This is a genomic window from Pseudomonas sp. YNh, from assembly GCF_037993085.1.
Classification (GTDB): Bacteria; Pseudomonadota; Gammaproteobacteria; order Pseudomonadales; family Pseudomonadaceae; genus Aquipseudomonas; species Aquipseudomonas putida.
In genome coordinates this window covers 24,685-50,923 of sequence record NZ_JBBMRJ010000014.1, presented here as the reverse complement: position 1 = coordinate 50,923, position 26,239 = coordinate 24,685, and the positions used below count along the sequence as shown (strand labels likewise).

Sequence of the window (26,239 nt, the reverse complement as noted above, 5' to 3'; positions counted from 1 at the left end):
TTATCTCCTTGTTTGCTGATCAGCGACGGGCGAAGCGCGCCAGGCGCTGTTCGTCCAGGGTCAGGCCCAGGCCTGGGGTACGGGGAATGTGCAGCTGGAAGTCGCGATATTGCGGCGGCTCGTTGACGATTTCTTCGGTCAGCAGCAGCGGGCCGAACAGCTCGGTGCCCCAGGTCAGTTGGCGCAAGGTAAGGAAGGCGTGGGCCGAGGCCAGGGTGCCGATCGAGCCCTCGAGCATGGTGCCGCCATACAGGCCGATACCGGCGGCCTCGGCGATTTGCGCAGTGCGCAGCACAGCACGCGGGCCGCCGTTCTTGGCGATTTTCAGGGCAAAGATGCTGGCGGCGCCGTCGGCGGCCAGGCTGAAGGCATCCTCGACGCTTTCGATGGACTCATCGGCCATGATCGGTGCAGGGCTGCGCTGGTTCAGGCGCACCTGGCCACCGCGGTTGATACGCGAAATCGGTTGCTCGATCAGGTCGATGCCGTTGTCGCCAAGCACCTGGCAAGCGCGGATGGCCTGGGATTCGTCCCAGTACTGATTCACGTCCACTCGCACACTGGCGCTGTCGCCCAGTTCGCGTTTTATCGTCACCACGTGTTTGAGGTCCTGCTCCACCGGGTTGGCGCCAATCTTCAGCTTGAACACCCGGTGACGGCGAATTTCCAGCATGTGTCGGGCTTCGGCGATATCATGGGCCGTGTCGCCACTGGCCAGGGTCCAGGCCACTTCCAGGCTGTCGCGCACGCGGCCGCCCAGCAGTTCGCTGACCGGCAGGCCCAGGCGTTTGCCCTGGGCGTCGAGCAAGGCGCTTTCGATACCCGACTTGGCAAAAGTGTTGCCCTTGGCCAGCTTGTCAAGCTTGAGCATGGCGGCGTTGATGTTGTCCGCCGCCAGGCCGATCAGTGCCGGGGCCAGGTGGGCGTCGATGTTGGCCTTGATGCCCTCGGGGCTTTCGTAGCCATAGGCCAGGCCACCGATGGTGGTGGCCTCACCGATACCTTCCACGCCATCGCTGCAACGCACACGCAATACCACCAGGGTCTGCTGCTGCATGGTGTGCATTGCCAGCTTGTGCGGGCGAATGGTCGGCAGGTCGACGATAATTGCATCAATACGTTCAATCAGCGCGCTTGTCATTGTTGCCAGGTCCCGTCAGGTCGGGCTGCCAGTTGCAGGCCCGAATGGTGCATTTACTTGATTGTTCAAGGATTGCGCGAGACCCTGATGACCGTCCAATATCAAATGAATCTCCCACCATACCCTGGAGGTCTGATGGAGCTGCGCCACCTGCGTTACTTCAAGGTCTTGGCCGAGACCCTGAACTTCACCCGCGCCGCCGAGCTGCTGCACATTGCCCAACCGCCCCTGAGCCGGCAGATCAGCCAGCTGGAGGACGAGCTCGGCACCTTGCTGATAGCGCGCGAACGCCCTCTGCGGCTGACCGAGGCCGGCCGCTTCTTCTATGAGCAGACCTGCACCGTACTGCAGCAACTGCAGAACATCAGCGACAACACCCGCCGCATTGGCCAGGGCCAGCGCCAGTGGCTGGGCATCGGCTTTGCCCCCTCGACCCTGTACAACGTGCTGCCAGAGCTGATCCGCGAGCTGCGCCAGGACAGCGAGCTGGAACTGGGGCTGAGCGAGATGACCACGCTGCAGCAGGTGGAAGCGCTGAAGAGCGGGCGCATCGACATCGCCTTCGGGCGCATTCGCATCGAGGACGCGGCCATTGCGCAACAGGTCCTGCGTGAAGACCCGCTGGTGGCCGTGCTGCCCAAGGGCCACCCGCTGGCGGGCAGCCCGCTCAGCCTCGCCCAGCTGGCTGGCGAGGCGTTCATCCTCTACCCGGCCAACCCCCGGCCCAGTTATGCCGACCACGTGCTTGCGCTGTTCGCCCAGCACGGCATGAGCATCCGCGTCAGCCAGTGGGCCAACGAACTGCAGACGGCCATCGGCCTGGTGGCCGTCGGCGTGGGGGTAACCCTGGTGCCAGCATCGGTACAACAGCAGCACCGCACCGATATCGAGTATGTCGGCTTGCTTGATAGCAGCGCCGTCAGCCCGATCATACTTAGCCGGCGCAAGGGTGACGTGAGCCCGATCGTGCAGCGGTGCCTGGGGTTGATCGCCCTGCAGATCGGGTGAGTAAAACCAGAAGCCACGCGGGACCTGTGGGAGCGGCTTTAGCCGCGAACACCGGCGCAGCCGGTGCCATGCACCGCGTTGGGGCCTTCGCGGGTGAACCCGCTCCCACAGGGATATGTCATCCGCTCAGGGGTGTGCTGCGCGGCGGCGGTAGGCCAGCAGCAGGAACACGAACCACAACGGCATCACGCACAGCGCCAACCGGGTATCCGGCTGCAGCGCCAGCAGCACCAGCACAAAGCCGAGAAAACCCAGGGTGGTGATGGCCATCGGCACCCCGCCCGGCAACTTGAACGCCGAGGCATCGTGCGCAGACGGGTTGCGTTTGCGATAGGCAAGGTACGCCGCAAGGATCATCGACCAGGTAAAGATCACCAGGATTGCCGAAACGGTGGAAATCAGCGTGAACACCGTCATCACCTCCGGGATGATGAACAGCAGGCTCAACCCGATCAGCATGCATACGCCGGAAAACACCAGGCTATACACCGGCACGCTCAGTGCCGAAAGCCTGGCGAACAGGGCCGGCGCGTTACGCCGCTCGGCCAGCCCGAACAGCATCCGGCAGCCCGAGTAGACACCACTGTTGGCCGAAGAGGCTGCCGAGGTCAGTACCACGAAGTTGATCATGCCGGCCGCCGCGGGGAAGCCGGCCAGCAGGAACAGCTCGACGAAGGGGCTGCGGTTGGCCGGCACCTCGGCCCACGACACCACGCTGATGATGCACACCAGCGCCAGGATGTAGAACAGCAGAATGCGCAAGGGGATGGTGTTTATGGCCTTGGGCAGCGAGCGGTGCGGATTCTTTGCCTCGGCGGCGGTGGTGCCGATCAGTTCGGTGCCGGCAAAGGAAAACACGGCAATCTGGAAGCCCGCAAAGAAACCGCTGATGCCATGGGGCAGCACCGCACCCGGCGCGACCACGTTGGACAGCGAAGCAACCACGCCATTAGGTGAGGTGTATGAGGTCGCGATCATCACCGCCGCCGTGATGATCAACAGCACGATGGCGACGATCTTGATGATGCCGAACCAGAACTCCACCTCGCCAAAAATCCGCACCGCCAGCATGTTCAGCCCCAGCAGCACGAACAGGGTGAAGAACGCGGGTACCCAGGCCGGTGCATCGGGGTACCAGTACTGGAAGAACCCGGCCACCACGACCACGTCGCCGACCACCGCCACGCTCCAGCTCAGCCAGTACGACCAGCTCAGCACAAAGCCGGCGCGCGGCCCCAGGTAATGGGCAACGATGTCGGCGAACGACTTGAAGCGCAGGTCGGACAACAGCAACTCGCCCATGGCGCGCATGACGAAGAACACGAAAAACCCGAGGATGGCGTACACCACCAAAATCGAGGTGCCGGACAGCGCGATCACCTTGCCGGAGCCCATGAACAGGCCGGTGCCGATGGCGCCGCCTATGGAAATCAGCTGAATGTGGCGGTTTTCCAGCGTGCGTTGCAGGTGCCCTTCACGGTCGGGCGTTACCGGTTTGCTTTGCTCAAGGCTTGCGGGCATGTCTTGCATGGCGACCTCTTGTTATTGTTGGCCTGTCACATGTCGCGGTGCCGTGGCAAAGCCCTTTACAGGCTTCGCCACGGCTTGTTACGCGGGTTAGCGCGCGCTTTCGAACCCTTGCAGGGTGTTCACGGCATTGATGCCGATTTCGTCGACCATGTAGCCGCCTTCCATCACGAACAGGGTCGGGATACCCGCACTGGCGATCTCGGCGCCCATGCGCAGGAAGTCTTCGCTGGTGAGCTTGAAGTGGCTGATCGGGTCATCCTCGAAGGTGTCGACCCCCAGCGACACAACCAGAAACTGCGGCCTGTGCGCGACGATGCGCTTGAGTGCATCCTGCAAAGCCGGCTGGTACTGGGCCCAGCGTGTGCCCTTGCCCATCGGGTAGTTGGCGTTGAAACCCTCGCCAGCGCCTGCGCCTTGTTCATGGGCGTAGCCGGAAAAGTACGGGTAGGACACGTGCGGGTCGCCATGCAGGGAGGCGAAGAAGACATCGGGGCGATCGTAAAAGATGTTCTGTGTGCCGTTGCCGTGGTGGAAGTCCACATCCAGCACGGCAACGCGTTTGGCGCCTTGACTGAGGCAGCGCTCGGCTGCGATGGCGGCGTTGTTCAGGTAGCAGTAGCCGCCCATGTATTCCCGTGCTGCATGGTGCCCCGGTGGGCGGCACAGGGCGAAGGCGCTGTCGGCACCGTCGATGATGCGCTGCATGCCGGTCAAGGCAACGTTGGCGCTGCTGCGCACCGCCTCCCAGGTGCCGGCGGTGATCGGGGCCCCCGCGTCCATGGCATAGAAGCCCAGCTTGCCGTCGATGAAGCCGGGCTCACGGTCAATGGCCAGGTCGCGCACTGGCCACACCAGCGGCAGCGCATCATGGGTTTTGCCGGTGTCGGCCCATTCCGACCAGGCGCTTTCCAGGAAGCTTACATAGCGCTCGCTGTGCGCCGCCACGTAGCAGCCACGGTCGAAGGCCTGTTCGGCAATGACATCGCCAAGGCCGGTGCTGTGCACCCGGGCCAGCACGGTGTCGGCACGCTGGGGGTTTTCGAACGATGGCGTAATGGCGCCGTCCTTGAGTTCCGAGCCATGGTGCAAGCGGTGGTTGTTGCTAAATACTGTCAGCACACGAATGTCCTTTTCCAAGGGGTTACCGGATAACCAATTTTCGCGACAGAGCGGTGAAAATGCTTTGCTTTATGCTCAATCAAACCGGATGCTTGAGCAAAGTATTCACAAGGTTGGTTACCTATGAGCAAAGCCTTTGCTATTGAACAACTGGACGACACCGACCGCGAGCTGCTGCGCCTTCTGCAGGAGGACGGCACCCTGTCGAGCGCTGCGCTGGGCGAGCGTTTGTCGATGACCGTGACGCCCTGCTGGCGCAGGCGCAAACGGCTGGAGGAGCTGGGCATCATCAAGGATTACCAGGCCAACCTCGACCGCAGGAAGCTGGGCTACGACGTGATGGCGTTTGCCCAGGTGCGCTTTGGCAACCATTCGGCCAACGCACCGGATGAGTTCGAGCAGGTGATCCTGAAGCTGCCGCAGGTGCTGTCCTGCCACAAGGTGACCGGCGAGGCTGACTATGTGCTGACGGTGTTGGCAAATGACCTGGAAAGTTATGGGCGATTCGTGGAAGAGGTGTTGCGTCGTCAGCCAGGCATTGCCTCGATCCAGTCGAGCCTGGCGCTGCGCGAAGTGAAGGCGGTTTCCCGAATACCCGTGCCCTGAAGGCCTTTACCCAACCTGCTTTTGACTTTTGTGGGAGCGGCCTACTCCGGCAAGCTGTACCGCTCGGCAAAGTACTGGCGGAAAAAGTCCACCGCCACCCGCACCTTGGCCGAGCTGGCCAGCGGCGAGGTGTACACCGCCCAGATGTCCGCCGGCTGGTGATAAGCCTCCAACACCTGCACCAGGCGCCCGTCCTGCAAGCTGTCGTGCACGTCCCACCATGAACGCAGTAGTATCCCGCGCCCGTCCAGGCACCACTGGTGCGCCACTTCGCCATGGTTGGTCGACAGCCCGCCGGTCACCCGCACGCTTTCTTCACCCAGCGGCCCCATCAGTTGCCACACGCCGAACGGGTGGTCGCGCTCCTTGATCACCAGGCAGTCGTGGCTGCCCAGGTCGCCCAGCACCTTGGGCGTGCCGCGCCGCGCCAGGTACGCCGGGGCGGCGCACAGTACCCGGCGGTTGCGGGCCAGCGGCTTGGCGATCAGGTTGGGGGCAATGGCGTTGCCCACGCGGATGTCCAGGTCGACACCTTCGGCAATCAGGTCCACCAGGCGGTCGTGCACATCCAGGCGAATGTCCAGCCGCGGGTAGCGCTCGGCCAACTCCGACAGAGCCGGCGCCACGAAGCGCCGACCCAGCCCCAGGCTGCTGGCAATGCGCAACTGCCCGGTCGGCTCGCGGTGCTGGGCACTGATGTCATCGCCCATGCGCTGCACGGCGTCGAATATCTGCAAGGCCCATTGATACACCCGCTCGCCCTCCTCGCTCACCGTCACCCGCCGGGTGGTGCGGTGCAACAGGCGCACTTCCAGGGTTTGCTCAAGCATGCGAATGCGCTTGCTGATGTATGCCGCCGACATGCCCAGCTCGTCGGCAACGGCCGCGAAGCTGGCGCGCTTGGCCACTTGCAGGAAGATATTGAGGTCGTCGAGGCTGGGCAGATTGTTCACGTATCGTGTTCCAAGAATCAATGATTGGCCAGATTATCTCCAGGCCAAGCCCTTATAGCATGGCCAGCACCTGTTCCCTAGACAACGAGTGCACCCCATGAGCAAGACCTTCAGAATCGCGGCAATCCCAGGCGACGGCATCGGCAACGAAGTACTGCCTGAAGGCATTCGGGTGGTCGAGGCCGCTGCGCGCAAGCATGGCCTGGACATCAGCTTCGAGTTCTTCGAGTGGGCCAGCTGCGACTACTACCTGGCCCACGGCAAGATGATGCCGGACGACTGGTTCGAACAGCTCAAAGGTTTCGACGCCCTGTACTTTGGTGCCGTGGGCTGGCCAGACAAAGTGCCGGACCACATCTCGCTGTGGGGTTCGCTGCTCAAGTTCCGCCGCGACTTCGACCAGTACGTGAACATTCGCCCGGTGCGCCTGTTCCCCGGCGTACCCTGCCCGCTGGCTGGTCGTGAACCCGGCGACATCGACTTCGTGGTCATCCGCGAAAACACCGAAGGCGAGTACTCGTCGCTGGGCGGGCGCATGTTCGAAGGCACCGAGAACGAGTTCGTGCTGCAGGAATCGGTGTTCACCCGCCGTGGCGTCGACCGCATTCTCAAGTACGCTTTCGAAGTGGCCCAGACCCGCGAGCGCAAGCACGTCACCTCGGCCACCAAGTCCAACGGCATGGCCGTGAGCATGCCGTACTGGGACGAACGCACCGCCGCAATGGCAGCCAATTATCCGGAAATCAGCTGGGACAAGCAGCACATTGATATCCTCTGCGCCCGCTTCGTACTGCAACCAGACCGCTTCGATGTGGTCGTGGCCTCGAACCTGTTCGGCGACATCCTGTCCGACCTCGGCCCGGCCTGCGCCGGCACCATCGGCATCGCGCCATCGGCCAACCTGAACCCCGAGCGCAAGTTCCCGTCGCTGTTCGAGCCGGTGCACGGCTCGGCCCCGGACATCTACGGCAAGAACATCGCCAACCCGATCGCGATGATCTGGTCCGGTGCGCTGATGCTCGATTTCCTCGGCAACGAAGGCACAGATCCACGCTACCGCGCTGCCCATGATGACATCCTCAAAGCCATCGAGCAGGTCATCGCCGCCGGTGACGTAACCCGCGACATGGGTGGCCAGCAGTCTACCCAGCAAGTGGGCCAGGCCATCACCGCGCTGATCGAAGCCTGATGTACCCTGGGCCGATTGTCAGAAGTGTCTGACAATCGGCCCTTTGCCTCTTGCGAGCGGCGTGGATTGTATGCAAAATCTGTTAACCATTAGATATTAGTTAACTTATAGTTAACAACCAAGGAAGCAGTGGTACCGCAACACCCCGGATGCCTGCCGGGTATAACAAGTACGCCAACGTCCAGGAGACGATGATGTCGCACAAGAATAAAAAGATTGATGTGTTCCTGATTACCGTGAGCCTGATCGCCGTACTGCTCACCGTGATCGGCCTTGCAGCCTTCCCCGCCCAGGCTGAAAGCGCCGCCAACCAGTTGTTCGAGCTGTCCACCCGCACCTTCGGTACCAGCGTGCAGGTGCTGGTGTTTGGCAGTACCCTGGCCGTGCTGTACCTGGCCTTCAGCAAGTACGGCAACATCCGCCTGGGCAGTGGCAAGCCTGAATACGCCACCGCCACCTGGGTGTTCATGTTCATCTGTGCCGGCATGGGTTCGTCGACCCTCTACTGGGGCGTGATGGAATGGGCCTACTACTACCAGACCCCGGGCCTGAACATCGCCGCGGCCACCCCCAAGGCACTCGAGTACAGCGTGGGCTACTCGTTCTTCCATTGGGGTATCAGCGCCTGGTCGATCTACGCCCTGGCCTCGCTGGCCATGGCCTACCACTTCCATGTACGCAAGAAGAGCGGCCTGAACCTGGCTTCGGTTATCGAAGCGGTGACAGGTTTCAAGGCCACCGGGCCGGTGGGCCGTACCGTCGACCTGATCTTCCTGCTGACCATGATGGGCGCACTGACCGTGTCGCTGGCCCTCACCGCCTCTACCCTGACGCGCGGCCTGCATGACCTGACCGGCACCCCGGATACGTTCACCGTGCAATTGATGGTGATCGGCGGCGTGGCGGTGATGTTCTCGCTCAGCTCCTACATCGGAATCGATGGTGGCCTGCAGCGCCTGAGCAAGATGGTGTGCATCGGCGCGCTGGTGTTTGCCGCGGTTGTGCTGTTGGTGGGCCCGACCCAGTTCACCCTCAACAACACTGCCAACTCGATTGGCCTGATGATCCAGAACTACGTGCACATGAGCCTGTTCACCGACCCGGCGGGCGACGGTGCCTTTACCCGCAACTGGACGGTGTTCTACTGGCTGTGGTGGGTGTCGTACGCCCCGGGCGTGGCCATGTTCGTCACCCGCGTTTCGCGCGGCCGGCAGATCAAGGAAGTGGTCCTGGCCCTGCTGCTGGGGGGCAGCTTCGGTTGCTGGTTCTTCTTCGGCGCGCTGGAAAGCTACAGCATGCACCAGTTCATCACCGGCGCCGTGGATGTGCCGAAAATGCTCGCCGAACAAGGCGGCGAATCGGCCGTGACACACCTGCTGCTGGCCTTGCCGTGGGGCCAGGTGTTCCTCGGTGTGTACCTGTTCATCATGGCCATCTTCTGTGCTTCGCACATGGACGCCGCGGCTTATGCGGTGGCTGCCACCAGCACCCGCAACCTGCGTGAAGGTGACGACCCGACACCCACCCACCGCCTGTTCTGGTGCGTGGTGCTGACCCTGGTGCCACTGGCCATGCTGTTCGCCAAGGCCTCGCTGTCGACCATGAAGACCGCCGTGGTGCTCACCGCAATCCCGTTCATGGTGATTCTGCTGGTGAAGATCTATGGCTTCTTCAAGTGGATGATCGCCGACTACGGCCAGGTACCGGCCCACGTCATCGAAGAAGAGGCTGCACGGATGGCCGGTGAGCAACCTGCCGACCATGCCCCGCGCAGCGCTGCTGCCGTGCATTGATTCAACCAGAGGGGTCGTACTGCGGCCCCTCTGAAAGGCTGCAAATTTTTTTGCCTGACCTGTTAACCAACAGGTACGCGTTAACCAACAACTATAAACCGAGCTTGTGAGAAACCTGTCATGAACGACTTCAAACGCCTGCCCGCCGATTTCTGTGCGAACGCCGACGAGGCCTTCACCATCCCGGCCAATTTCTACACCAAGGCCGCGGTGTTCGAACACGAGAAAGAAGCCATCTTCGCCCGCAGCTGGATCTGCGTGGGCCACCGCAGCGAAGTGGCAGACAACAATGCCTACATCACCCGCGACGTGATTGGCGAAAGCATCATCGTCGTCCGTGGCCGTGACAGCGTGCTGCGTGCGTTCTACAACGTCTGCCCGCACCGTGGCCACCAGCTGCTCAGCGGCAGCGGCAAAGCCAAGAACGTCATCACCTGCCCGTACCACGCCTGGACCTTCAAGCTCGACGGCGAACTGGCCCACGCCCGCAACTGCGACAACGTGGTCAATTTCGATAAAGAGAACTCCACCCTGGTGCAGCTGCGCGTCGAGGAATACGCCGGCTTCATCTTCATCAACATGGACATGGATGCGGGCTCCGTCGAAGACCAGCTGCCAGGCATGCAAGCACGCATGCGCGAAGCCTGCGCGGTAATCGACGACCTGCACCTGGCGGCGCGCTTCGTCAGCGACACCCCGGCCAACTGGAAGTCGATCGTCGACAACTACCTGGAGTGCTACCACTGCGCCCCGGCCCACCCAGGCTTCTCCGACTCGGTCGACGTCGGCCAGTACAGCCACACCATGCACGGTAACTGGACCCTGCAATATGGTCTGGCCAAGCCTTCGGAGCAGTCGTTCAAGTTCGACGAAAACGTGAAAGACCCGTCGTTCGCCGGTTTCTGGGCCTGGCCGTGCACCATGTTCAACGTGCCGCCAGGGGCCAACTTCATGACCGTGATCTACGAGTTCCCGGTCGATGCCGAAACCACCCTGCAGCACTACGACATCTACTTCCTCAACAAGGACATCACCGAGGAGCAGCAGAAGCTGATCGACTGGTACCGCGAAGTGTTCCGCCCAGAAGACCTGCGCCTGGTCGAGAGCGTGCAGAAGGGCCTGAAGTCGCGTGGTTACCGTGGCCAGGGCCGGATCATGGCCGACCGCGAGCGCAGTGGCATGAGCGAACACGGCATTGCCCACTTCCACAACCTGATCGCCGTGGCCCACCTCGACGATTGATGGCAACCGCTCCACGTTTATTTGCACGTAAAGGTGCGCGGCAGGGCCTGCCGTGCACCCAGGCAGTCGAGGTGAACCATGGCCAACACTTATGAAATGTTCAGCGTACGCGTAACCGACGTGGAACACGCTACGCCGCTGATCAAGCGCTTTACCCTGGCCCGCGAAGACGGCGCGGCGATGCCCGCCTTCACCGGCGGCAGCCACGTCATCGTGCAGATGCAAGGCGCTGACGGCAGCCAGTTCAGCAACGCCTATTCGTTGATGAGCGACCCGCGCGACACCCGCAGCTACCAGATCGGCGTACGCCTGGAAGAGCAGTCCAAGGGTGGTTCGGCGTTCATGCACCAGCAGGTGGAAGTCGGCACCCGCCTGACCATCTCCTCGCCCAACAACCTGTTCGCCCTCGACCCTTCGGCTGGCCGCCACGTCCTGATTGCCGGCGGCATCGGCATTACCCCGTTCCTGGCGCAACTGCATGAGCTGGAAGCTGGCAGCGCCGATTACGAGCTGCACTATGCCTTCCGCGCGCCTGAGCACGGCGCGTTCCAGGACCAGTTGGCCAACGGCCCGCACGCCGCCAACACGCGGTTCTACATCGACAGCCTCGACCGCAAGCTTGATCTGGCCGCCCTGTGCGCGGGGCTGGACGAGCAGGCGCACTTGTACGTGTGCGGCCCCAAACCGCTGATCGACGCGGTCATCGCCTGCGCCGCCAAGGCCGGCATTGCCGAGCAGCGCGTGCATTGGGAACAGTTTGCCGCCACCCCGGTCACCGGCAGTGCTTTTACCGTAGTGCTGGCGCAATCGGGCGTGGAACTGCAGGTGGAAGAAGGCATGACCATTCTGCAGGCCATCGAGAAGTCCAAGGCTGCCAAGGTCGAGTGCCTGTGCCGAGAAGGCGTGTGCGGTACGTGCGAGACGGCCATCCTTGAGGGTGAAGCCGAGCATTACGACCAGTACCTGAGCGATGAAGAGAAAGCGGCGCAGCAGAGCATCATGCTGTGCGTTTCCCGCGCCCGTACGGCGCGGCTGGTGCTGGACCTTTAACAACCGCCCGGCTGATGTTGCCTGTACTGGCCTCATCGCCGGCAAGCCAGCTCCCACATGGACCGCATCGTCCTGTACCTGTGGGAGCTGGCTTGCCGGCGATGAGGCCAGTGCAGGCAAGACAACGTCATTCCCCCAGAAGAGGCAGCGTGAGGACCCGTCAACCAAAAGTTGACAGCTTGGGTATACTGGCAGGCTCTTGGCCCAGATCAGGACACCCTGCCGATGTTGGAAAACAGCTTCGCCTTCCGCCTCAAGGAACTGCTCGAGCATCACAAGCTGACCCTGCAAGCCGTGGGCACGGCGTTGGGCATTTCGCGCACCGCCGTGCACAAGTGGACCCGCGGCGGCGAGATCGACTACGACAACCTGCGCAAGCTGGCCGACTTTCTCAAGGTCAACTGGATCTGGCTGCGCTATGGCGACGAAGCACTGCAGAACATCCAGCAACCGCAGGTGGTCGAGCTGCCGATGACCGACGTGCGCCGGCGCCTGACCGCGGAGATCATGGAAAGCGAAACGCGCATGAAGCTGGCCCAGGAAGGCGCGCGCATCGTCACCTGGGAATGGAACCTGATCAGCGACGAAGTCACCTACTCGCCCAACGTCGAGCAGGTCTATGGCTGGCCGGTCCACCACAACGAAGACTTCTGGAAGCACCTGCCCAACGAAGACGTGCAGCGCATGCAGGTGATGTACGCCGACGCGGTGGCCGACGGCAGTGGCTGTGAATGCGACTTCCGCATCACCCGCCCGGACGGTGAAGTCCGCTGGATTTCTTCCCGCGCCACAGTGGTGCGCGACAGCGCCGGGCGCTCGGTAAAGATGGTTGGCATCAGCATGGACAACACCGAACGCCAGGTGGCCCAGCAGGCCCTTAGCCAGAGCGAGGAGCGCTTCCGGGCGATCTTCGAGCTGGCCTGGGGTGCCCTGGCCTACATCGACCCGGACGGCACCTGGCAGCGGGTGAACAACAGCCTGTGCGAGTTGCTGGGCTACAGCGCCGATGAACTCTACGGCATGACCTTCCAGCAGATCACCCACGCCGACGACCTGGCGCAGAACCTGCAGCTGCTGCAACGCATGCTGGCCGGCGAAACCGAGCGCTACGAAGTGGAAAAACGCGTGCGCCACAAGAACGGCGAGTACATCTGGGTACGCGCCCGCACCTCGCTGCAGCGCCGGGACAACGGCGAACCGGAACACCTGATCAGCGTGTTCGAAGACATCAGCGCCGAGCGCCAGGAGCATGAACGGCTACAGGCGCACATTGCCGCCCTGGAAGCCCGCCTGGCGGCTTCGTGAACTACCCGAAATTTCAAAACTGACGCGATTGCTGTGGGAGCGGGCATGCCCGCTCCCACAGGGACCGCAAAAACTTCTAGATTTTCAGCTGATCGCCGCGCAGCCAGTCGATAAACCGTGCAAACAACTCGGACTGCGAGTTGATCTCCAGCTTCAGGTACAGGTTCTTGCGGTGCATGCGCACCGTCTCCGGTGAGATGCCCAGCTCCAGCGCGGTCGACTTCACCGAGTGCCCGCGCAGGATCATGTGTGCCACCTCCCGCTCACGGTCGGTCAGCACCTGGCAACCAAAGCTGTCGAACGCTGCCTGCAGGCTGCCGTGTTCGGCCGATGCTGCGCCGGGCTCCAGGTTATGCCGGGCATAACGCCCCAACAGTTCCCGCACCATGGGCTCCAGCGCCCGCAGCAGGTCGACCTGCCCGGCACTCAGAGGCGTGCCGCTGCAACCCTGGAACAGGCTCAGCGACAACTTGCGGCCAGCGCTGAGGTCGACGATGTAATAGCTGTCTTCGCTGCAACCGGTGCCCAGGTAATAGGCCTTGTAGTAGTCGCTGTCGAAGAAGTTGTCGGGGGCGATTTCCTGCAGGTGGTAAAAGCCTTCGGCCAAGCCGCTTTGCACGGCCAGGCAGAATGGGTCGAGCAGGTAGCCAGCACTGAAATAACGCTCAAGCACCGCAGCACGGTGCAGCTCGGGAATGCCTTGCTGGTACAGCAGCTGCGGCGCCCGCCCCTGGCACTCAAGGCTGATCATCATCGATTCAACCTGCACCAGTTGGCCGATGGCAGCGGCCACATACTCCAGCGCCTCGGGCGTATCGCTATTGGCCAGCGCACGCTGCAGCGCCGCATGCCATTGCTGCAGCGCGCCCATTGTCAGGGTAAGCGGGGTGTCGGGAGTGGCCTGGGTCATGCCCGGCAGTCTAGCCTGCCAGGCACGCCCCCGCACAGCCCTTTGCGCCAGGTTCATCGGCCTTGGTACAGGCCAAGCGCAGTCAGTTCGCGCGCGGTTTCGAGGATGCACTGGCGCAAGGTCTCGACGATCTCGTCCACCTGCGCATGGGTGACGATCAGCGGTGGCGACATCACGTTCAGGTGCATGATCGGGCGCACCAGCAATCCGCGGGCCTGGGCCTTGCTGTGGATGCGCTCACCGATGTTCACCTCATCCGGGAACAGCGCCTTGCTGGCCTTGTCGGCCACGAACTCAACGCAGGCCATCAGCTTCATGCAACGCACATCACCCACCAGCGGCAACTCGCGCAGGCTTTGCAGGCGCTGCTCCAGGTAGCCACCCACTTCCTTGACGTGATCGAGCAGTTGCTCGCGCTCGATGATTTCGATGTTCTTCAGCGCCGCTGTACAGCACACCGGGTGACCACTGTAGGTAAAGCCATGGGTGAAGCAGCGGCCCTTGCCCGGCTCGGCAATCACTTCCCAGATACGCTCGGAGAAGATACACGCGCCCAGCGGCAGGTAGGCCGAGGTCAGGCCCTTGGCGGTGGTGATGATGTCGGGGGTAACGCCAAACAGTTCTTCGCTGGCGAAGAAGGTGCCCAGGCGCCCGAACGAGGTCACCACTTCGTCGGCGACGAACAGGATGTCGTAGGTCTGGCACAGCTGCCACATGCGCTGGAAGTAGCCCTCGGGCGGAATGATCACCCCGCCCGAGCCCATGATCGGCTCGGCGAAGAACGCCGCCACATTGTCGGCCCCCAGCGACAGGATCTTGTCCTCGAACTCGGCCACCAGATAGTCGAGGAATTCGGCCTCGTCCATGTCGTGCGGGGCACGGTACGGGTTGGGGTTGGAGACGTGGTGGATCAGGTCGTGGTGATAGTCGAACTCCGGCACCCGGTCGGCGGCCTTATTGCCGATCGACATGGTCAGGGTGGTAGAGCCGTGGTAGGCGTTGTAGCGGGCAATGATGTGCTTCTTGTGTGGCTTGCCGCGGCAGTTCTGGTAGTACTGGATCAGCCGGTAGGCGGTGTCGACAGCGGTCGAGCCGCCGGTGGTGAGGAGCACATGGTTCAGGTCGCCCGGCGCCAGCTGCGCAAGCTTCTGGCACAGTTCGATGGCCACGTCGTTGGCCATGTCGGAGAACGGGTTGGAATACGCCAGCTGGCGCACCTGGTCGGCGATGGCCAGAGCCATTTCCTCGCGGCCCAGGCCGATGTTGGTGCACCACATGCCGCCGACGGCATCGAGGAAGCGGTTGCCGTGGGTGTCACGAATGTAGGCGCCCTCGCCGGCCACGATGTTCAGCGCGCCTTGCTCGCGGTGCTCGTCGAACACATGGTAGCCGTGCATGTAGTGGGCCTTGTCGGCCTCCACCAGCGGGTCGTGGGCGATAGCGAATGCTTTGCTTGGGGTGGCCATGGGCAGCTCCTTGGCGAGAATTTTGGGCAGTGTTCAGAAACCGGTCTTGACGGTGCTCCAGACCCGGGTGATGGCGCGCATGTCCTTGGGGCTCTGGGTTTTCTGCGCGAACAGGCGCTCACGGGTTTGTGCGTCGGGGTAGATGGCCGGGTCCTGGCGGATATCGTCACGCACCAGCGCGGTGGCGGCGGCGTTGCTGTTGGCGTAGTGGATGTAGTCAGTGACCTTGGCCATGGTCTGCGGCTGCAGCAGAAACTCGATGAAGCGGTGGGCGTTGGCCGCGTGCGGCGCATCCTTGGGGATGTACAGGTTGTCGAACCAGATCAGCGAACCTTCCTGGGGGATGAAGAACGACAGCTTGATGTCCTTCTTCGCTTCCACCGCACGGGCCTGGGCGGTGGCGTAGTCACCGGACCAGGTCAGCGCCAGGCAGACATCGCCGTTGGGCAGGCTGGTGAGGTAGTTGACCGAGTCGAACTTGCGAATGTAGGGGCGGATGCCCAGCAGCAGTTGTTCGGCTGCCTTGAGGTCGGCGGCCGACGCGCTGCGCGGGTCCTTGCCCAGGTACTGCAGGGCCAGCGGGATGACCTCGGTGGGCGCGTCCATCAGGGTGACGCCGCAGTCGGCGAAGCGCGAGACGATCTTGGGGTCGAACAGCATGGCCAGCGAACCGATCGGCGCGTCGGGCATGCGCGCGGTGATCTTGTCGACGTTGTAGGTGACCCCCGAGCTGCCCCAGGTATAGGGCGCCGAGTACTTCAGGCCAGGGTCGTAGCCCTGCAGGTTGTTGACCACCTGCTGATCGAGGTTTTGCCAGCTGGGCAGTTGCTGCTTGTCCAGTGCCTGGAACACGCCGGCGCTGATCAGCGGGGGGACCAGCGAGGCGTTGAGCATGACCAGGTCGTAGCCGGAACGGCCGGTGAGCAGTTTGGTCTGCACGGTTTCGTAGCCATCAAAGGTGTCGTAGATGACCTTGATACCGGTGGCCTTCTCGAAGTCGGCCAGGGTGGTTTCACCGATGTAGTCGGTCCAGTTGTACAGCCGTAGCGTGTTGGCGCTGTCCACCTCTGCCGCCTGGGCCAGGCTGGCACCAGACGCCAGCAGCAGACCACCAATCACCTTCAGTACCTTGCGCATGGCAACTCCATCGTGTGAGTGCTCCGAGATCGAGCCGATGGGTTCACTATCGAGGGATTTGCCGAGGGGCAACATACCCCGAATGTGTGGGTGGTCGTTTTTGAGCAGGTAAGTCTTGTAACAAAGTAACTGGCCTCATCGCCGGCAAGCCAGCTCCCACAGGGAAACCACAGTCCTGAGGCCTCGTGGTTTTCCTGTGGGAGCTGGCCTGCCGGCGATAAGGCCAGTGCGGGCGATCACACCAGTGGGTACAACGCCTCATCGAACTGGGTCAGGCGGGGGAACACCAATGGCTGGTCGTCCGCAAGCTGCTCCAGGCGCTGCCGGTATTGCTGCAAAAAATCTTGCCGCGCCTCGGCGCTGATGTAAGGCACATGCCAGGCCACAAACGGCGGCAGCACCTCGAAACCGACATAGGCGAGCGTACCCCGCAGTATCGGCCGCAGCATGTCTTCCAGCGGGCCATGAATCGCCCCCTCGCCAAACATGTGCTCACGCCCGCCCAAGGTCACGGTCACCAGCGCCTTCTTGCCCGCCAACCCGCCCTGGTCGTAGAAACGCTTGCCGCCATAGCACACCCCCGACACCAGCACCCGGTCGATCCAGCCCTTGAGCATGGCCGGGGCCGAGAACCAGAAGATCGGGAAGTTCAACACCAGCAGATCGGCCCACAACAGCTTGTCCAGCTCCTGCTGGATGTCCGCGGCAATGGCACCACGCTTGACCCCCTGGCGTTGCTCCAGGGCATACACCAGGTACTCGGGGTTCTCCCGCTGGGTAAAATCATCGGCGCTGGCCACCGGGTTCCAGCCCATGGCGTACAGGTCGCTGACCTGCACCTGGTGGCCCTGGGCGCGGAAGGTTTCCACGGCCTGGTCCCGCAGGGCAGCGGTGAACGATTGCGGCTCGGGGTGAGCGTGGACGATCAGTACATTCACAAACATTCTCCTTACACAAAACAGGTTGTCTTGCAGCGGTGGCTCAGCACTGTACGGCTTTCACCTCGACGAACTCCGCCAGGCCCTCTTCGCCCCACTCGCGGCCGTTGCCCGACTGCTTGTAGCCACCGAACGGCGCCTGGTAGTTGAACCCGCCACCGTTGATGAAGCACTGTCCGGCCCGTATCTGCCGCGCCAGCGCAAGGCCATGCTCGCGGCTGCCCGCCCACACTGCGCTGGACAGGCCGAACGGCGAGTCATTGGCCAGCGCCAGCGCCTGGGCCTCGTCGGCGTAGGGGATCAGGCACAGCACCGGGCCGAAGATTTCTTCCTGGGCAATGCGCATGCGGTTGTCGACGTCGGCGAACAACGTGGGCGCCACGTAGAACCCGCGCTCCAAGCCGCCGTGATCGCCACCGCACAACAAGCGTGCGCCCTCCTCCTGGCCCTGGCGAATGTAGTCGAGCACCGTGCGCCGCTGGCCTGCCGAACACATCGGCCCGAGGAAACTGGCCGGGTCACGCGGGTCGCCCATGACCAGCGCGCGGGTTTCGGCCTCGGCGATTTCCAGCGCCTCGGCGTAGCGGCTGGCCGGCAACAGCATGCGGGTCAGTGCCGTGCAGGTCTGCCCCGAGTTGATCATCACGTCCTGCACGCCGTGGCGCACCGCAGCGTGCAGGTCGGCATCGGCGGTAATCAGCAACGGTGATTTGCCACCCAGCTCCAGGCACACCCGCTTCACCGTCGGCGCGGCCGCTTGTGCCACCCGCACCCCGGCACCGGTTGAGCCGGTGAACGACACCATGTCCACCTGCGGGTGCCGGGCGAGGGCTTCACCGACTTTGGCACCTGGGCCGCTGACCAGATTGAACACCCCTGCCGGCAGGCCGATGGCGTCGATCATCTCGGCCAGCATAAAAGCGTGCAGCGGCGTTTCCTGGCTGGGTTTGACCACCACCGTGCACCCGGCAGCCAGGGCCGGCGCCAGCTTGCCGATCATCTGGTGCAGCGGGTAGTTCCACGGGTTGATGAATGCGCACACGCCAACGGCCTCGCGGTACACCAGCGAATTGCCGATTTCGCGCACCTCATCCATCAGCCCGGCCAGTTCGGCGTACTGCGCAAGGCCCACAATCGGGCCTTCGACCTGCACCGCCTGGCACCACTGCACCGGCATGCCCAGCTCGTCGGTAATAACCTCGGCCATTTGCGCCGCACGGTTTTTCAGCTGTGCGGCCAATGCCCGGATGTACCCGGCGCGCACGCTGGACGGCGTGCGCGACCAGCCATCGAAGGACCGCCGCGCCGCCATCACCGCCCGCTCGACATCGGCCTCGGCGCCCAAAGGTACCCGGCCAGTGGCCTGTTCGGTGGCCGGGTCGATCACTTCAGCCATGCCCTGCCCGCTCGGCACCTGCCAGGCGCCATCGATGTACAGCCGCGCATACTCACGCATGGCCGTACTCCCGTTTCAGCTCGTCGGCACAGCGGGCAATGCGCTGGCAGGCATCGACCAGCGCCGCATCGCCCAGCACCAGGCCCAGGCGGATATGCCCGGCAGCGCTGGGGCCGAACGCTTCGCCGGCGAGCACCGACACGCCCTGGCGGTCCAGCAGGCGGTCGGCAAAGGCCTGGGCACTTACGCCGGTCTCACGGATATCAACCATCACGAACATGCCACCATCGGGCTTCAGTGCCTTCAGGCCCGGGCAGCCGGCCAGCTGTTCGCACACCAGGTCACGGCGCTGGCGGTAGGCCTCGCGCATGGCGGCCAGCTCGGGCAACGGCTGCTCCAGCGCCACCACGGCGGCGTCCTGAATGAAATCGGGCGAGCCATACAACATGCACAGGGCGAGGTTTTCCAGGTGGGCGGCCAGCTCGGCCGAACCCACTACCCAGCCCACCCGCCAGCCGGTCATGGCATGGGACTTCGACAAGCTGTTGAGGGTGGCGGTGCGTTCGGCCATGCCCGGCAGGCTGGCAGGGCTGACATGCTCGCCCTCGTACAGCAATTCGCTGTACACCTCGTCAGAGATCAGCCACAGGTCGTGGGCGATGCACAGTTCGGCCAGTGCTTCCCAGGTAGTACGGGGCAGGCTTGCCCCCGACGGGTTATGCGGGCTGTTCAAGGCCAGCGCGCGGGTGCGCGGGGTGATGCGCTCGGCCACGTCTTGCGGGCATACCCGAAAGCCGTTTTCCGGCTTGACCGGCACCGGCACCACCTTGGCACCACAGGCACCGAACACCGCCTCATAGGTCACATACATCGGTTCGGCTACAAGCACCTCGTCGCCTGGGTCCAGTACGCACTGGGCCACGCAGTACAGCGCGCACTGGGCCCCTGCCAGCACCGTCACCTGGTCGGCGTCGACGGCCTGGCCGCTACGCAGCTGGTGGCGCCTGGCGATGGCCTGGCGCAGGGCCAGCTTGCCGCGTACATCGGCGTAATGGGTGTGACCCGCCCGCAGGCTGTCGATGGCCGCCTCGACAATCGGCGCGGGGGTGTCGAAGTCCGGGTCCCCCACCGACAGCAGCAGGATGTCCTTGCCCTCGGCCTGCAGCGCCAGGGCGCGGTAGTGGATGTCCCAGGCCGCAGCACCGTCGCCGGCAATGCGTTGGGTAAGCTTGGCGTAACGCATGGCAATCTCCCTTCTTTGGCGGTTTCAGTCGACGAGGATCTTCGGGTTGGAACTGCCCCACACGGTGTACAGGTCGGCCAGCAGCGCGCCGTTGATTTCTTCCATCTCGGCCTGGGTGATTTCGCCCCCGGCCTGCTTGCCGAACAGCACCACTTCGTTGCCACCCTTCACGTCCGGGAAATCGGTGACATCGACCATCAGCGTGTTCATCGACACCTTGCCCACCACCGGTATGCGGTGGCCGTTGATCAGCACATGGCCCTTGTTGGTGAACACCCGGCGATAGCCATCGGAATAGCCGACGGTGATGTTGGCCAGGCGCGAATCACGGGCCAGGGTGAAGGTGCGGTCGTAGCCGACGGTGTTGCCGGCCGGGTAACTGTGCACCGCCGCCACGTGGGACTTGAACTGCATGGCGCGTTGGTACTCGGTGCGCGCCGGTACGGTGTCACCGAACAGCGCGCCACCGGTGCGTACCATGTCCAGGCGCGCCTCCGGCACCTCCAGCGTAGCGAACGAGTTGGCGGCGTGCAGCGTGAGCTTGCTGCGGTCGAGCTTCGCGTGCTTGATCAACCAGTCGGTCTGCTCGTTGAAGGCCGCCAGGCCCTTGCGCACATCGTCCTTGTCTTCCACGGCGAAGTGGGTCATCAGCGCGACCAGTTTGAGGTGCTTCTGGTCGGTGATCTGCAGCGCTTCGCCACGGCCGGACCAGGTGGCCATCTCCACCCCGTTGCGGCTCATGCCGCTGGAGTTGAGCGCCATGTGAATGCGCAAGGTCTTGCCATGGCGCGCGGCGACGGCATCGACCTGGCGGGCAAATTCGGCGCTGCCCACCAGCTCTTCCATGTCGTACTGCAAGGCATCTTCCAGCTCGCTGAGGCTGGCCAGGCGTACCCGCACCAGTTGCCCGGTGAAGCCACTGGCGCGGACCACGCGGGCCTCCTCGTTGCTGGCCACCGCCACGCAGGGTACGCCCTGGGCGATGATCGATGGCATTACCAGGCCGATACCGTGGCCATAGGCATCGGCCTTGAGCACGGCGCACAGCTTGGACTTGCCGGCCAGCTCGGCCTGCAGGGTGCGGATGTTGTGCTGCAGGGCGCTGGCGCTGACTTCGACCCAGGCGTTGCTGTTTTGCACGGTCAGGGCGTTTGTACCGTTGTCCATCGACAGCGGGGGGGCGGCATACAGTGGGGCTTGGCCGGTGATCAGCAGGGCCAGGGATGCGGCCAGAAGTGTACGGCGAAATGGCATGTAGGTTTCTCTTGTTCTTTTGGTTTGTGCGCGCCTTAACAGACGCAGGTGTGTTTGAGTTCGATGAAGGTCACGCCGGGTGTGGCGAAACCGCTGGCCAGGTCGGCCTGCAGCGCGTCCAGGTCACGCGGCTGGCGCACCGCGCAACCAAAGGCACGGGCCAGGCCGATGAAGTCCGGGTTACGCGGCAGCACGCCGACGGGCTCGATGTTCAGGCCGAGCATGTCATCGCGGATCTGCCCGAGGGCATCGTTGTTCCACAGCAGCACCACCAACGGCCGGTCCAGTTCCTCTACAGCCGTGGCCAGCTCCTGGGCGGTATAAAGGAAACCGCCGTCGCCTACCAGCACCAGGCCTGGGCGATGGTCGGTGGCAAGCATGCCGCCGATACCGGCCGGCAGGCCGTAGCCGAGTGTGCCGTAGCCGGTAGGATGCAGCCAGCTGCGCGGCGCCCGGCTGGCGAAGGCGTAGTTGCCGGTGTAGGCCAGTTGGGTCATGTCGCTGCTGATGAACGCATTGTCGGGCAGCACGGCGGCAATGCGGTCCAGAATCGCCTGATGGGTGGCCTGCAACGGTGCATGCCCATTACGAATGGCCTGGCGCAGGTTGCTCACCGCTTCGCTGGCCTGGGCCGGGTCTCGATCGAGTGCTGGCAGGTGTTCGAGCAAGCCGGCCAGGGTTTGCCGGGCATCACCTTGCAAGGCAATGGCACAGGGGTAGAAGTCGTTGAACTTGCGCGAGTCGATGTCCACGCGCAGCAGCTCGCCAGTGATCGGCAGGCGCTCGCGCCAGAAGTCGGTATCGGCCATTTCGGTGCCCACGGCAAGCACCACATCAGCCTCGCTGATCAGCCGCCAGCCAGGTTCCACGCACAGGCTGGAACCGGCATTCAGGGGCGCCTGCGGCGGCAGCAGGCCCTTGCCGGCCACGCTGGTGAATACCGGTGCCGCCAGCCGGGTGCTCAACTGCGCCAGTTGCTCGGCCGCGTGCAGCGCACCGCCACCCGCGATGATCATCGGCCGCTTGGCCGCTGCCAGCTTCAGGGCAGCCTGGTCGAGGGTTTCGCGGCACGGCTGGCCACGCTCGGGGCGGCGCGCCACCTCATCGCTCCAGTCACGGCTGACGGGTGCGGCCAGCACGTCCAGCGGTACCGAAATGTGCACCGGGCGCGGCCGTTCACTGTCGAACACGGCCCAGGCACGGGCGATCAGCTCGGGCAGGTCATCGCCGCGCAACGCCACGGCCGAAAACGCGGTGATCGGCGCAGTCATGGCGCGCTGGTCCTGGGTTTCATGCAGGCAGCCCCAGCCTTTGCCCAGGCTGGCGGTATGGTTGACGCTGGAAATCACCAGCATCGGGATGGAGTCAGCATAGGCCTGGCCGATGGCGGTGGCGGCGTTTGTCACCCCCGGGCCGGTGATGACAAAGCACACCCCCGGCTTGCCGCTCACCCGCGCATAGCCGTCAGCCATGAAGCCTGCGCCCTGCTCGTGGCGGGTCAGCACATGGCGGATACCACTCCCCGGCAGGCCGCGGTACAGCTCCAGGGTGTGCACCCCGGGGATGCCGAACACGGTTTGCACGCCGTAGTTGGCCAACAGGCGCACCAGCGCCTGGCCGGCAGTCAGGGTAAGGTCATTCATGTCGTTCTCCTTGCGCCTGGCCGAGGCGGATCAGCGCGTCGACCGCGGTGGTGCCGTGGGCACCGACCATCAATGGGTTCACATCCAGCTCCAACAGCTGCCCGGCGTTTTCGCAGGCGTAATCGGCCACCGCACGGATAGCTGCGACCAGTGCGTCGAGGTCGGCGGCCGGGCGGCCACGGAAGCCTTGCAGCAGGCTGGCACTGCGCAGGTTCAGCAGTGCGGCGCGGATGGCGCTGTCGGTGGTGGGCAACAACAGGCTGACACTGTCCTTGAGCAGTTCGACCAGCACGCCGCCGGCACCGATCACCAAGGCCAGGGCAAAGTCGTGTTCACGTTTGATGCCCACTATCAGCTCGGCCAGCGGGGGCTCGGCCATGGGTTCGAGCAGTACCTGATCGAACGCGACGTGCGGGGCGTAGGCAGCGATGCGCTGGCGCATCTGCACCAGTGCGGCTTCCAGGGCGGCGGCATCACGCAGGTTCAACGCCACCGCACCGGCCTCGGTCTTGTGCGGCAGCTGTTCGCTGACCGCCTTCAGTACCAGCGGGTAACCCACGCAGGCGGCGTCTGCCACGGCGCGCTCGGGCGTACTCAGCACGCCCGCTGGCACCGGCAAACCGAAGGCGCGCAGGGCGTGCTTGGCTTGCCATTCGTCCAGCAACCGGCTTTCGCCCGTGAGGGCTTGGGGGCACAGCGGTACCCGTGCGGCCTCGCCTTGCTCCAGCAACCGCCGGCGGTTGCGCTGGTAGGCGACAATGCGGCCCCAGGCCGCCAGGCCGTCTTCCACGCCCTGCAGCGCAGCAATGCCCCGGGCATGCAGGCGCTCACGCGCACTGGCGGGCAGAAGCTCCGGAAAAGCGGAGGTGACAAAACCGATCTTGCCGTGACGCTCCAGCGCGTCGCAGTACAGCGCCAGCAGCAGGTCGCACTCCTTGCGTTCGCCAGTGAAGGCCGCCGGGTAGTCCAGCACCAGCATGGCGGCATCAGCTGCCCCGCTCAGGGTGCTGTCAAGCATGCGTTGCAGGGCCGCTTCATCGCCCCAGATGGCAGTAGTGAAATCCAGCGGGTTGACCAGGTTGGCATAGGCCGGCAGCACTTCGGCCAACTGCGCCACCTGCCCTTGTCCCAGTTTCGGCAGACTCAACTGGTTGCGTTCGGCATAGTCGGCGATCAGGCCAGCATCGCCGCCTGAGCAGGCCAGCGCGATCAGTTCCCCATTTGCCGGCAAGCGCCCGCAAGCGGCGGCCTTGAGCGTTTCGACAAAGCTCACCGGGCCGCTGACGCGGATCACGCCCAGGCGCTGGAACAGGCTGTCGTACAAGGCATCGGAGCCGGACAACGAGCTGGTGTGGCTCAGCGCCAGTTCAGCGCCGATCTGCGACACGCCCGTCTTCAGGGCAATGACCGGTGTACCCTGCTGCAATGCCTTGTAGGCTGCGCGTGCAAAGCCCGGCACGTTCTTCAAGCCTTCCAGGTGCAGCCCGATGGCCGTTACCCGTGGGTCGTCGAGCAGCACGTCCATCAGCTCGGCCACGCCCAATTGCGCCTGGTTGCCGACCGAGGCCATATAGGCCACCGGCAGCGAGCGGTCGCTCATGGACAGGTTGTAGGCGAAGTTGCCGCTCTGGGTCAGGATCGCCACGCCCTTCTCCACCCGCTTGCCGCCATGGGCCACCGGCCACAGGGCGGCACCGTGCAGGTAATCGAGCAGGCCATAGCAGTTGGGGCCGAGCAGGGCCATGTTGCCGGCCGCAGCGAGCAGGCGCTGCTGCAACTGGCGGCCCTCTTCGCCGCTTTCGGCAAAGCCGGAGGCATAGCAGATGGCACCACCGGCGCCACGCGCGGCCAGCTCGGCAACGCACTGCAAGGTCAGCTCACGGTGGGTGGCGATGAACACCGCGTCCGGGGGGTAAGGCAAGTCGGCCACGCGGGCAACGCAAGGGATACCTTCCAGGCTTTCATGCTGCGGGTTGACCAGCCACAGCTCGCCGCCGTAGCCACCTTCGGCGCAGCGCTTGAGCGCCCGCGCCATGCTGCGCCCACCAACGAAGGCCAGGTGCCGGGGCGCCAGCAGGCGCTTGAGGTTGTCACGAATCGATTGCGACATGGGTGTTCTCCTGGCGCTCAGCGCAGCAGCGGGCGCAGCAGTTCGCGGGCGATGATGTGCCGCTGGATTTCCGAGGTGCCCTCCCAGATACGCTCGATACGCGCGTTGCGCCAGATGCGCTCGACCGGCCCTTCGTCCATCAGGCCCATGCCGCCGAAGATCTGCACGGCTTCGTCGGCCACCTTGCCCAGCACTTCGCTGGCAAACAGCTTGGCCATGCCGGCTTCACCGTCGGTCATGCTGCCCTGGTCCATCTTCCAGGCCGTGTGCAGCGTGAGCATTTCGGCGGCGCGAATCTGTGTGGCCATGTCGGCCAGCTTGAACGACACGCCCTGGTAGCTGCCGATGGCCTGGCCGAACTGCTTGCGGTCGGCGGCCCACTGCAGCGACAGGTCGAGGGCGCGCTGGGCTTGGCCCACGCAGTTGGCCGCGACCATCACCCGGCCGGCGGTAAGCCAGGCGTTGGCCACTTCCCAGCCCTTGCCGACTTCGCCCAGCACCTTGCTGGCCGGCACCCGGCAGTCGTCGAAGAACAGCTCGTAGGTGTGGTAGCCACGGTTGCTCACGCACTTGGGGCCGCGGCGGATGGTCATGCCCGGTGTGCCGCGGTCCACCAGCAGCGCCGTGACCGCATTGCGCTTGCGCCCGTTGTGCTCGTAAGTGTCGGTGACCGCGAAGACAATCGCGAAATCGGCGTGGCCGGCGTGGCTGATGAAGTGCTTGCTGCCGTTGATGACAAAGTCATCGCCCTGGCGCACGGCGCGAGTCTTGATGGCGTTGGCATCGGAACCGGCACCCGGTTCGGTGAGGGCGAAGCAGTCGGTTTTCTCGCCCTGCACACAAGGCAGCAGGTAGTCGTTGATCTGCTCGTCCTTGCAGGCCATGAGGATTTTCGACGGGCGTGCGACAAACACGTGCAGCGCCCAGGACACCTTGGACAGCTCACGTTCGATCAGCGCCTGGGACAGGTAGTCCAGGCCACCGCCGCCGACTTCCTCAGGCATGTTGAAGGCATAGAACCCGGCGGCGATGGCCTTGCCACGGATGTGCGCAGCCAGCTCTGGCGACACGGCATCGGCGCGGTCCACCGCTTCCTCATGGGGCAGCAACTCTTTGGCAACAAAGCTGCGTACCGCTTCCACCAACATTTCTTGTTCTTGGGTCAGTTGGAAATTCATCTGCGAAGGTCCTGGTCAGGGTCGGTAT

Annotated in this window: 21 protein-coding genes; 7 read left to right on the top strand and 14 right to left on the bottom strand. The window is 64.0% G+C overall.

From position 1 onward, the window contains the following. Positions 1–19: 19 nt before the first annotated feature. Positions 20–1,141: a muconate cycloisomerase family protein gene (locus WF331_RS15955; protein ID WP_340623086.1), complete on the bottom strand. Its 1,122-nt coding sequence runs from the start codon at positions 1,139–1,141 to the stop codon at positions 20–22. Positions 1,142–1,276: 135 nt separating this feature from the next. Here WF331_RS15955 and WF331_RS15950 point away from each other — a divergent pair, with 135 nt between their 5' ends. After that, on the top strand, positions 1,277–2,149 hold the full coding sequence (locus WF331_RS15950; RefSeq protein WP_016499203.1) for a LysR family transcriptional regulator: 873 nt from the start codon (positions 1,277–1,279) through the stop codon (positions 2,147–2,149). A gap of 126 nt (positions 2,150–2,275) precedes the next feature. Here the strand turns inward: WF331_RS15950 and WF331_RS15945 are convergent, their stop codons facing one another. Both WF331_RS15945 and WF331_RS15940 read right to left on the bottom strand, forming a co-directional pair. Then, positions 2,276–3,679 carry an amino acid permease gene (locus WF331_RS15945; protein WP_340623085.1) on the bottom strand — a complete coding sequence of 468 codons (1,404 nt, stop codon included), beginning with the start codon at positions 3,677–3,679 and terminating at the stop codon, positions 2,276–2,278. Positions 3,680–3,766: 87 nt separating this feature from the next. Beyond that, the gene (locus WF331_RS15940) at positions 3,767–4,798 is read right to left on the bottom strand and encodes a histone deacetylase family protein (RefSeq protein WP_041167684.1); all 1,032 of its coding nucleotides are present in this window, start codon (positions 4,796–4,798) and stop codon (positions 3,767–3,769) included. A 123-nt stretch (positions 4,799–4,921) separates the two neighbouring features. Between WF331_RS15940 and WF331_RS15935 the strand changes: the two genes are divergently transcribed. Next, the gene (locus tag WF331_RS15935) at positions 4,922–5,404 is read left to right on the top strand and encodes an Lrp/AsnC family transcriptional regulator (RefSeq protein ID WP_016499200.1); all 483 of its coding nucleotides are present in this window, start codon (positions 4,922–4,924) and stop codon (positions 5,402–5,404) included. Between the two features lie 41 nt (positions 5,405–5,445). Here WF331_RS15935 and WF331_RS15930 read toward each other — a convergent pair whose 3' ends face one another. After that, positions 5,446–6,357, bottom strand: coding sequence for a LysR substrate-binding domain-containing protein (locus WF331_RS15930; RefSeq protein ID WP_340623084.1), 912 nt, complete (start codon positions 6,355–6,357; stop codon positions 5,446–5,448). Between the two features lie 97 nt (positions 6,358–6,454). Between WF331_RS15930 and WF331_RS15925 the strand changes: the two genes are divergently transcribed. From WF331_RS15925 to WF331_RS15905, 5 genes are all read left to right on the top strand, one after another. Then, positions 6,455–7,546, top strand: coding sequence for a tartrate dehydrogenase (locus WF331_RS15925; protein ID WP_016499198.1), 1,092 nt, complete (start codon positions 6,455–6,457; stop codon positions 7,544–7,546). A 194-nt stretch (positions 7,547–7,740) separates the two neighbouring features. Beyond that, positions 7,741–9,339, top strand: a complete 1,599-nt coding sequence (locus WF331_RS15920) for a BCCT family transporter (RefSeq protein ID WP_049274213.1) — start codon at positions 7,741–7,743, stop codon at positions 9,337–9,339. A 120-nt stretch (positions 9,340–9,459) separates the two neighbouring features. Next, complete coding sequence (locus WF331_RS15915; protein ID WP_016499196.1) at positions 9,460–10,581, top strand: aromatic ring-hydroxylating oxygenase subunit alpha; 1,122 nt, start codon at positions 9,460–9,462, stop codon at positions 10,579–10,581. A 78-nt stretch (positions 10,582–10,659) separates the two neighbouring features. Next, positions 10,660–11,631: a PDR/VanB family oxidoreductase gene (locus tag WF331_RS15910; protein WP_016499195.1), complete on the top strand. Its 972-nt coding sequence runs from the start codon at positions 10,660–10,662 to the stop codon at positions 11,629–11,631. A gap of 225 nt (positions 11,632–11,856) precedes the next feature. Continuing rightward, on the top strand, positions 11,857–12,936 hold the full coding sequence (locus tag WF331_RS15905; RefSeq protein WP_049274204.1) for a helix-turn-helix domain-containing protein: 1,080 nt from the start codon (positions 11,857–11,859) through the stop codon (positions 12,934–12,936). Between the two features lie 76 nt (positions 12,937–13,012). Here the strand turns inward: WF331_RS15905 and WF331_RS15900 are convergent, their stop codons facing one another. The 10 genes from WF331_RS15900 to WF331_RS15855 all read right to left on the bottom strand — a co-directional run bounded on the left by WF331_RS15900 (position 13,013) and on the right by WF331_RS15855 (position 26,211). Beyond that, a complete protein-coding gene (locus tag WF331_RS15900; protein ID WP_172439629.1) occupies positions 13,013–13,846 on the bottom strand; it encodes a helix-turn-helix transcriptional regulator in 834 nt (277 codons plus the stop codon). Between the two features lie 53 nt (positions 13,847–13,899). Next, a complete protein-coding gene (locus WF331_RS15895) occupies positions 13,900–15,312 on the bottom strand; it encodes an aminotransferase (protein ID WP_340623083.1) in 1,413 nt (470 codons plus the stop codon). Between the two features lie 33 nt (positions 15,313–15,345). After that, complete coding sequence (locus WF331_RS15890) at positions 15,346–16,449, bottom strand: polyamine ABC transporter substrate-binding protein (RefSeq protein ID WP_229608678.1); 1,104 nt, start codon at positions 16,447–16,449, stop codon at positions 15,346–15,348. 236 nt (positions 16,450–16,685) lie between these two features. Continuing rightward, positions 16,686–17,387 (bottom strand): NAD(P)H-dependent oxidoreductase, encoded by a 702-nt coding sequence (locus WF331_RS15885; RefSeq protein WP_174369875.1) that lies wholly within the window; start codon positions 17,385–17,387, stop codon positions 16,686–16,688. 43 nt (positions 17,388–17,430) lie between these two features. After that, a complete protein-coding gene (locus WF331_RS15880; protein WP_284362932.1) occupies positions 17,431–18,843 on the bottom strand; it encodes an aldehyde dehydrogenase family protein in 1,413 nt (470 codons plus the stop codon). Continuing rightward, positions 18,836–20,026, bottom strand: coding sequence for a pyridoxal phosphate-dependent aminotransferase (locus WF331_RS15875; RefSeq protein ID WP_229608681.1), 1,191 nt, complete (start codon positions 20,024–20,026; stop codon positions 18,836–18,838). The genes WF331_RS15880 and WF331_RS15875 overlap by 8 nt, the downstream gene beginning before the upstream one ends. Before the next feature lie 24 nt (positions 20,027–20,050). After that, complete coding sequence (gene alr, locus WF331_RS15870; RefSeq protein WP_059396285.1) at positions 20,051–21,280, bottom strand: alanine racemase; 1,230 nt, start codon at positions 21,278–21,280, stop codon at positions 20,051–20,053. A gap of 35 nt (positions 21,281–21,315) precedes the next feature. Continuing rightward, complete coding sequence (locus WF331_RS15865; RefSeq protein ID WP_241800411.1) at positions 21,316–22,923, bottom strand: 5-guanidino-2-oxopentanoate decarboxylase; 1,608 nt, start codon at positions 22,921–22,923, stop codon at positions 21,316–21,318. Then, complete coding sequence (locus WF331_RS15860) at positions 22,916–25,033, bottom strand: acetate--CoA ligase family protein (RefSeq protein ID WP_016499185.1); 2,118 nt, start codon at positions 25,031–25,033, stop codon at positions 22,916–22,918. The genes WF331_RS15865 and WF331_RS15860 overlap by 8 nt, the downstream gene beginning before the upstream one ends. A 17-nt stretch (positions 25,034–25,050) precedes the next feature. Beyond that, positions 25,051–26,211 carry an acyl-CoA dehydrogenase family protein gene (locus tag WF331_RS15855; RefSeq protein WP_028613171.1) on the bottom strand — a complete coding sequence of 387 codons (1,161 nt, stop codon included), beginning with the start codon at positions 26,209–26,211 and terminating at the stop codon, positions 25,051–25,053. Positions 26,212–26,239: the final 28 nt, after the last annotated feature.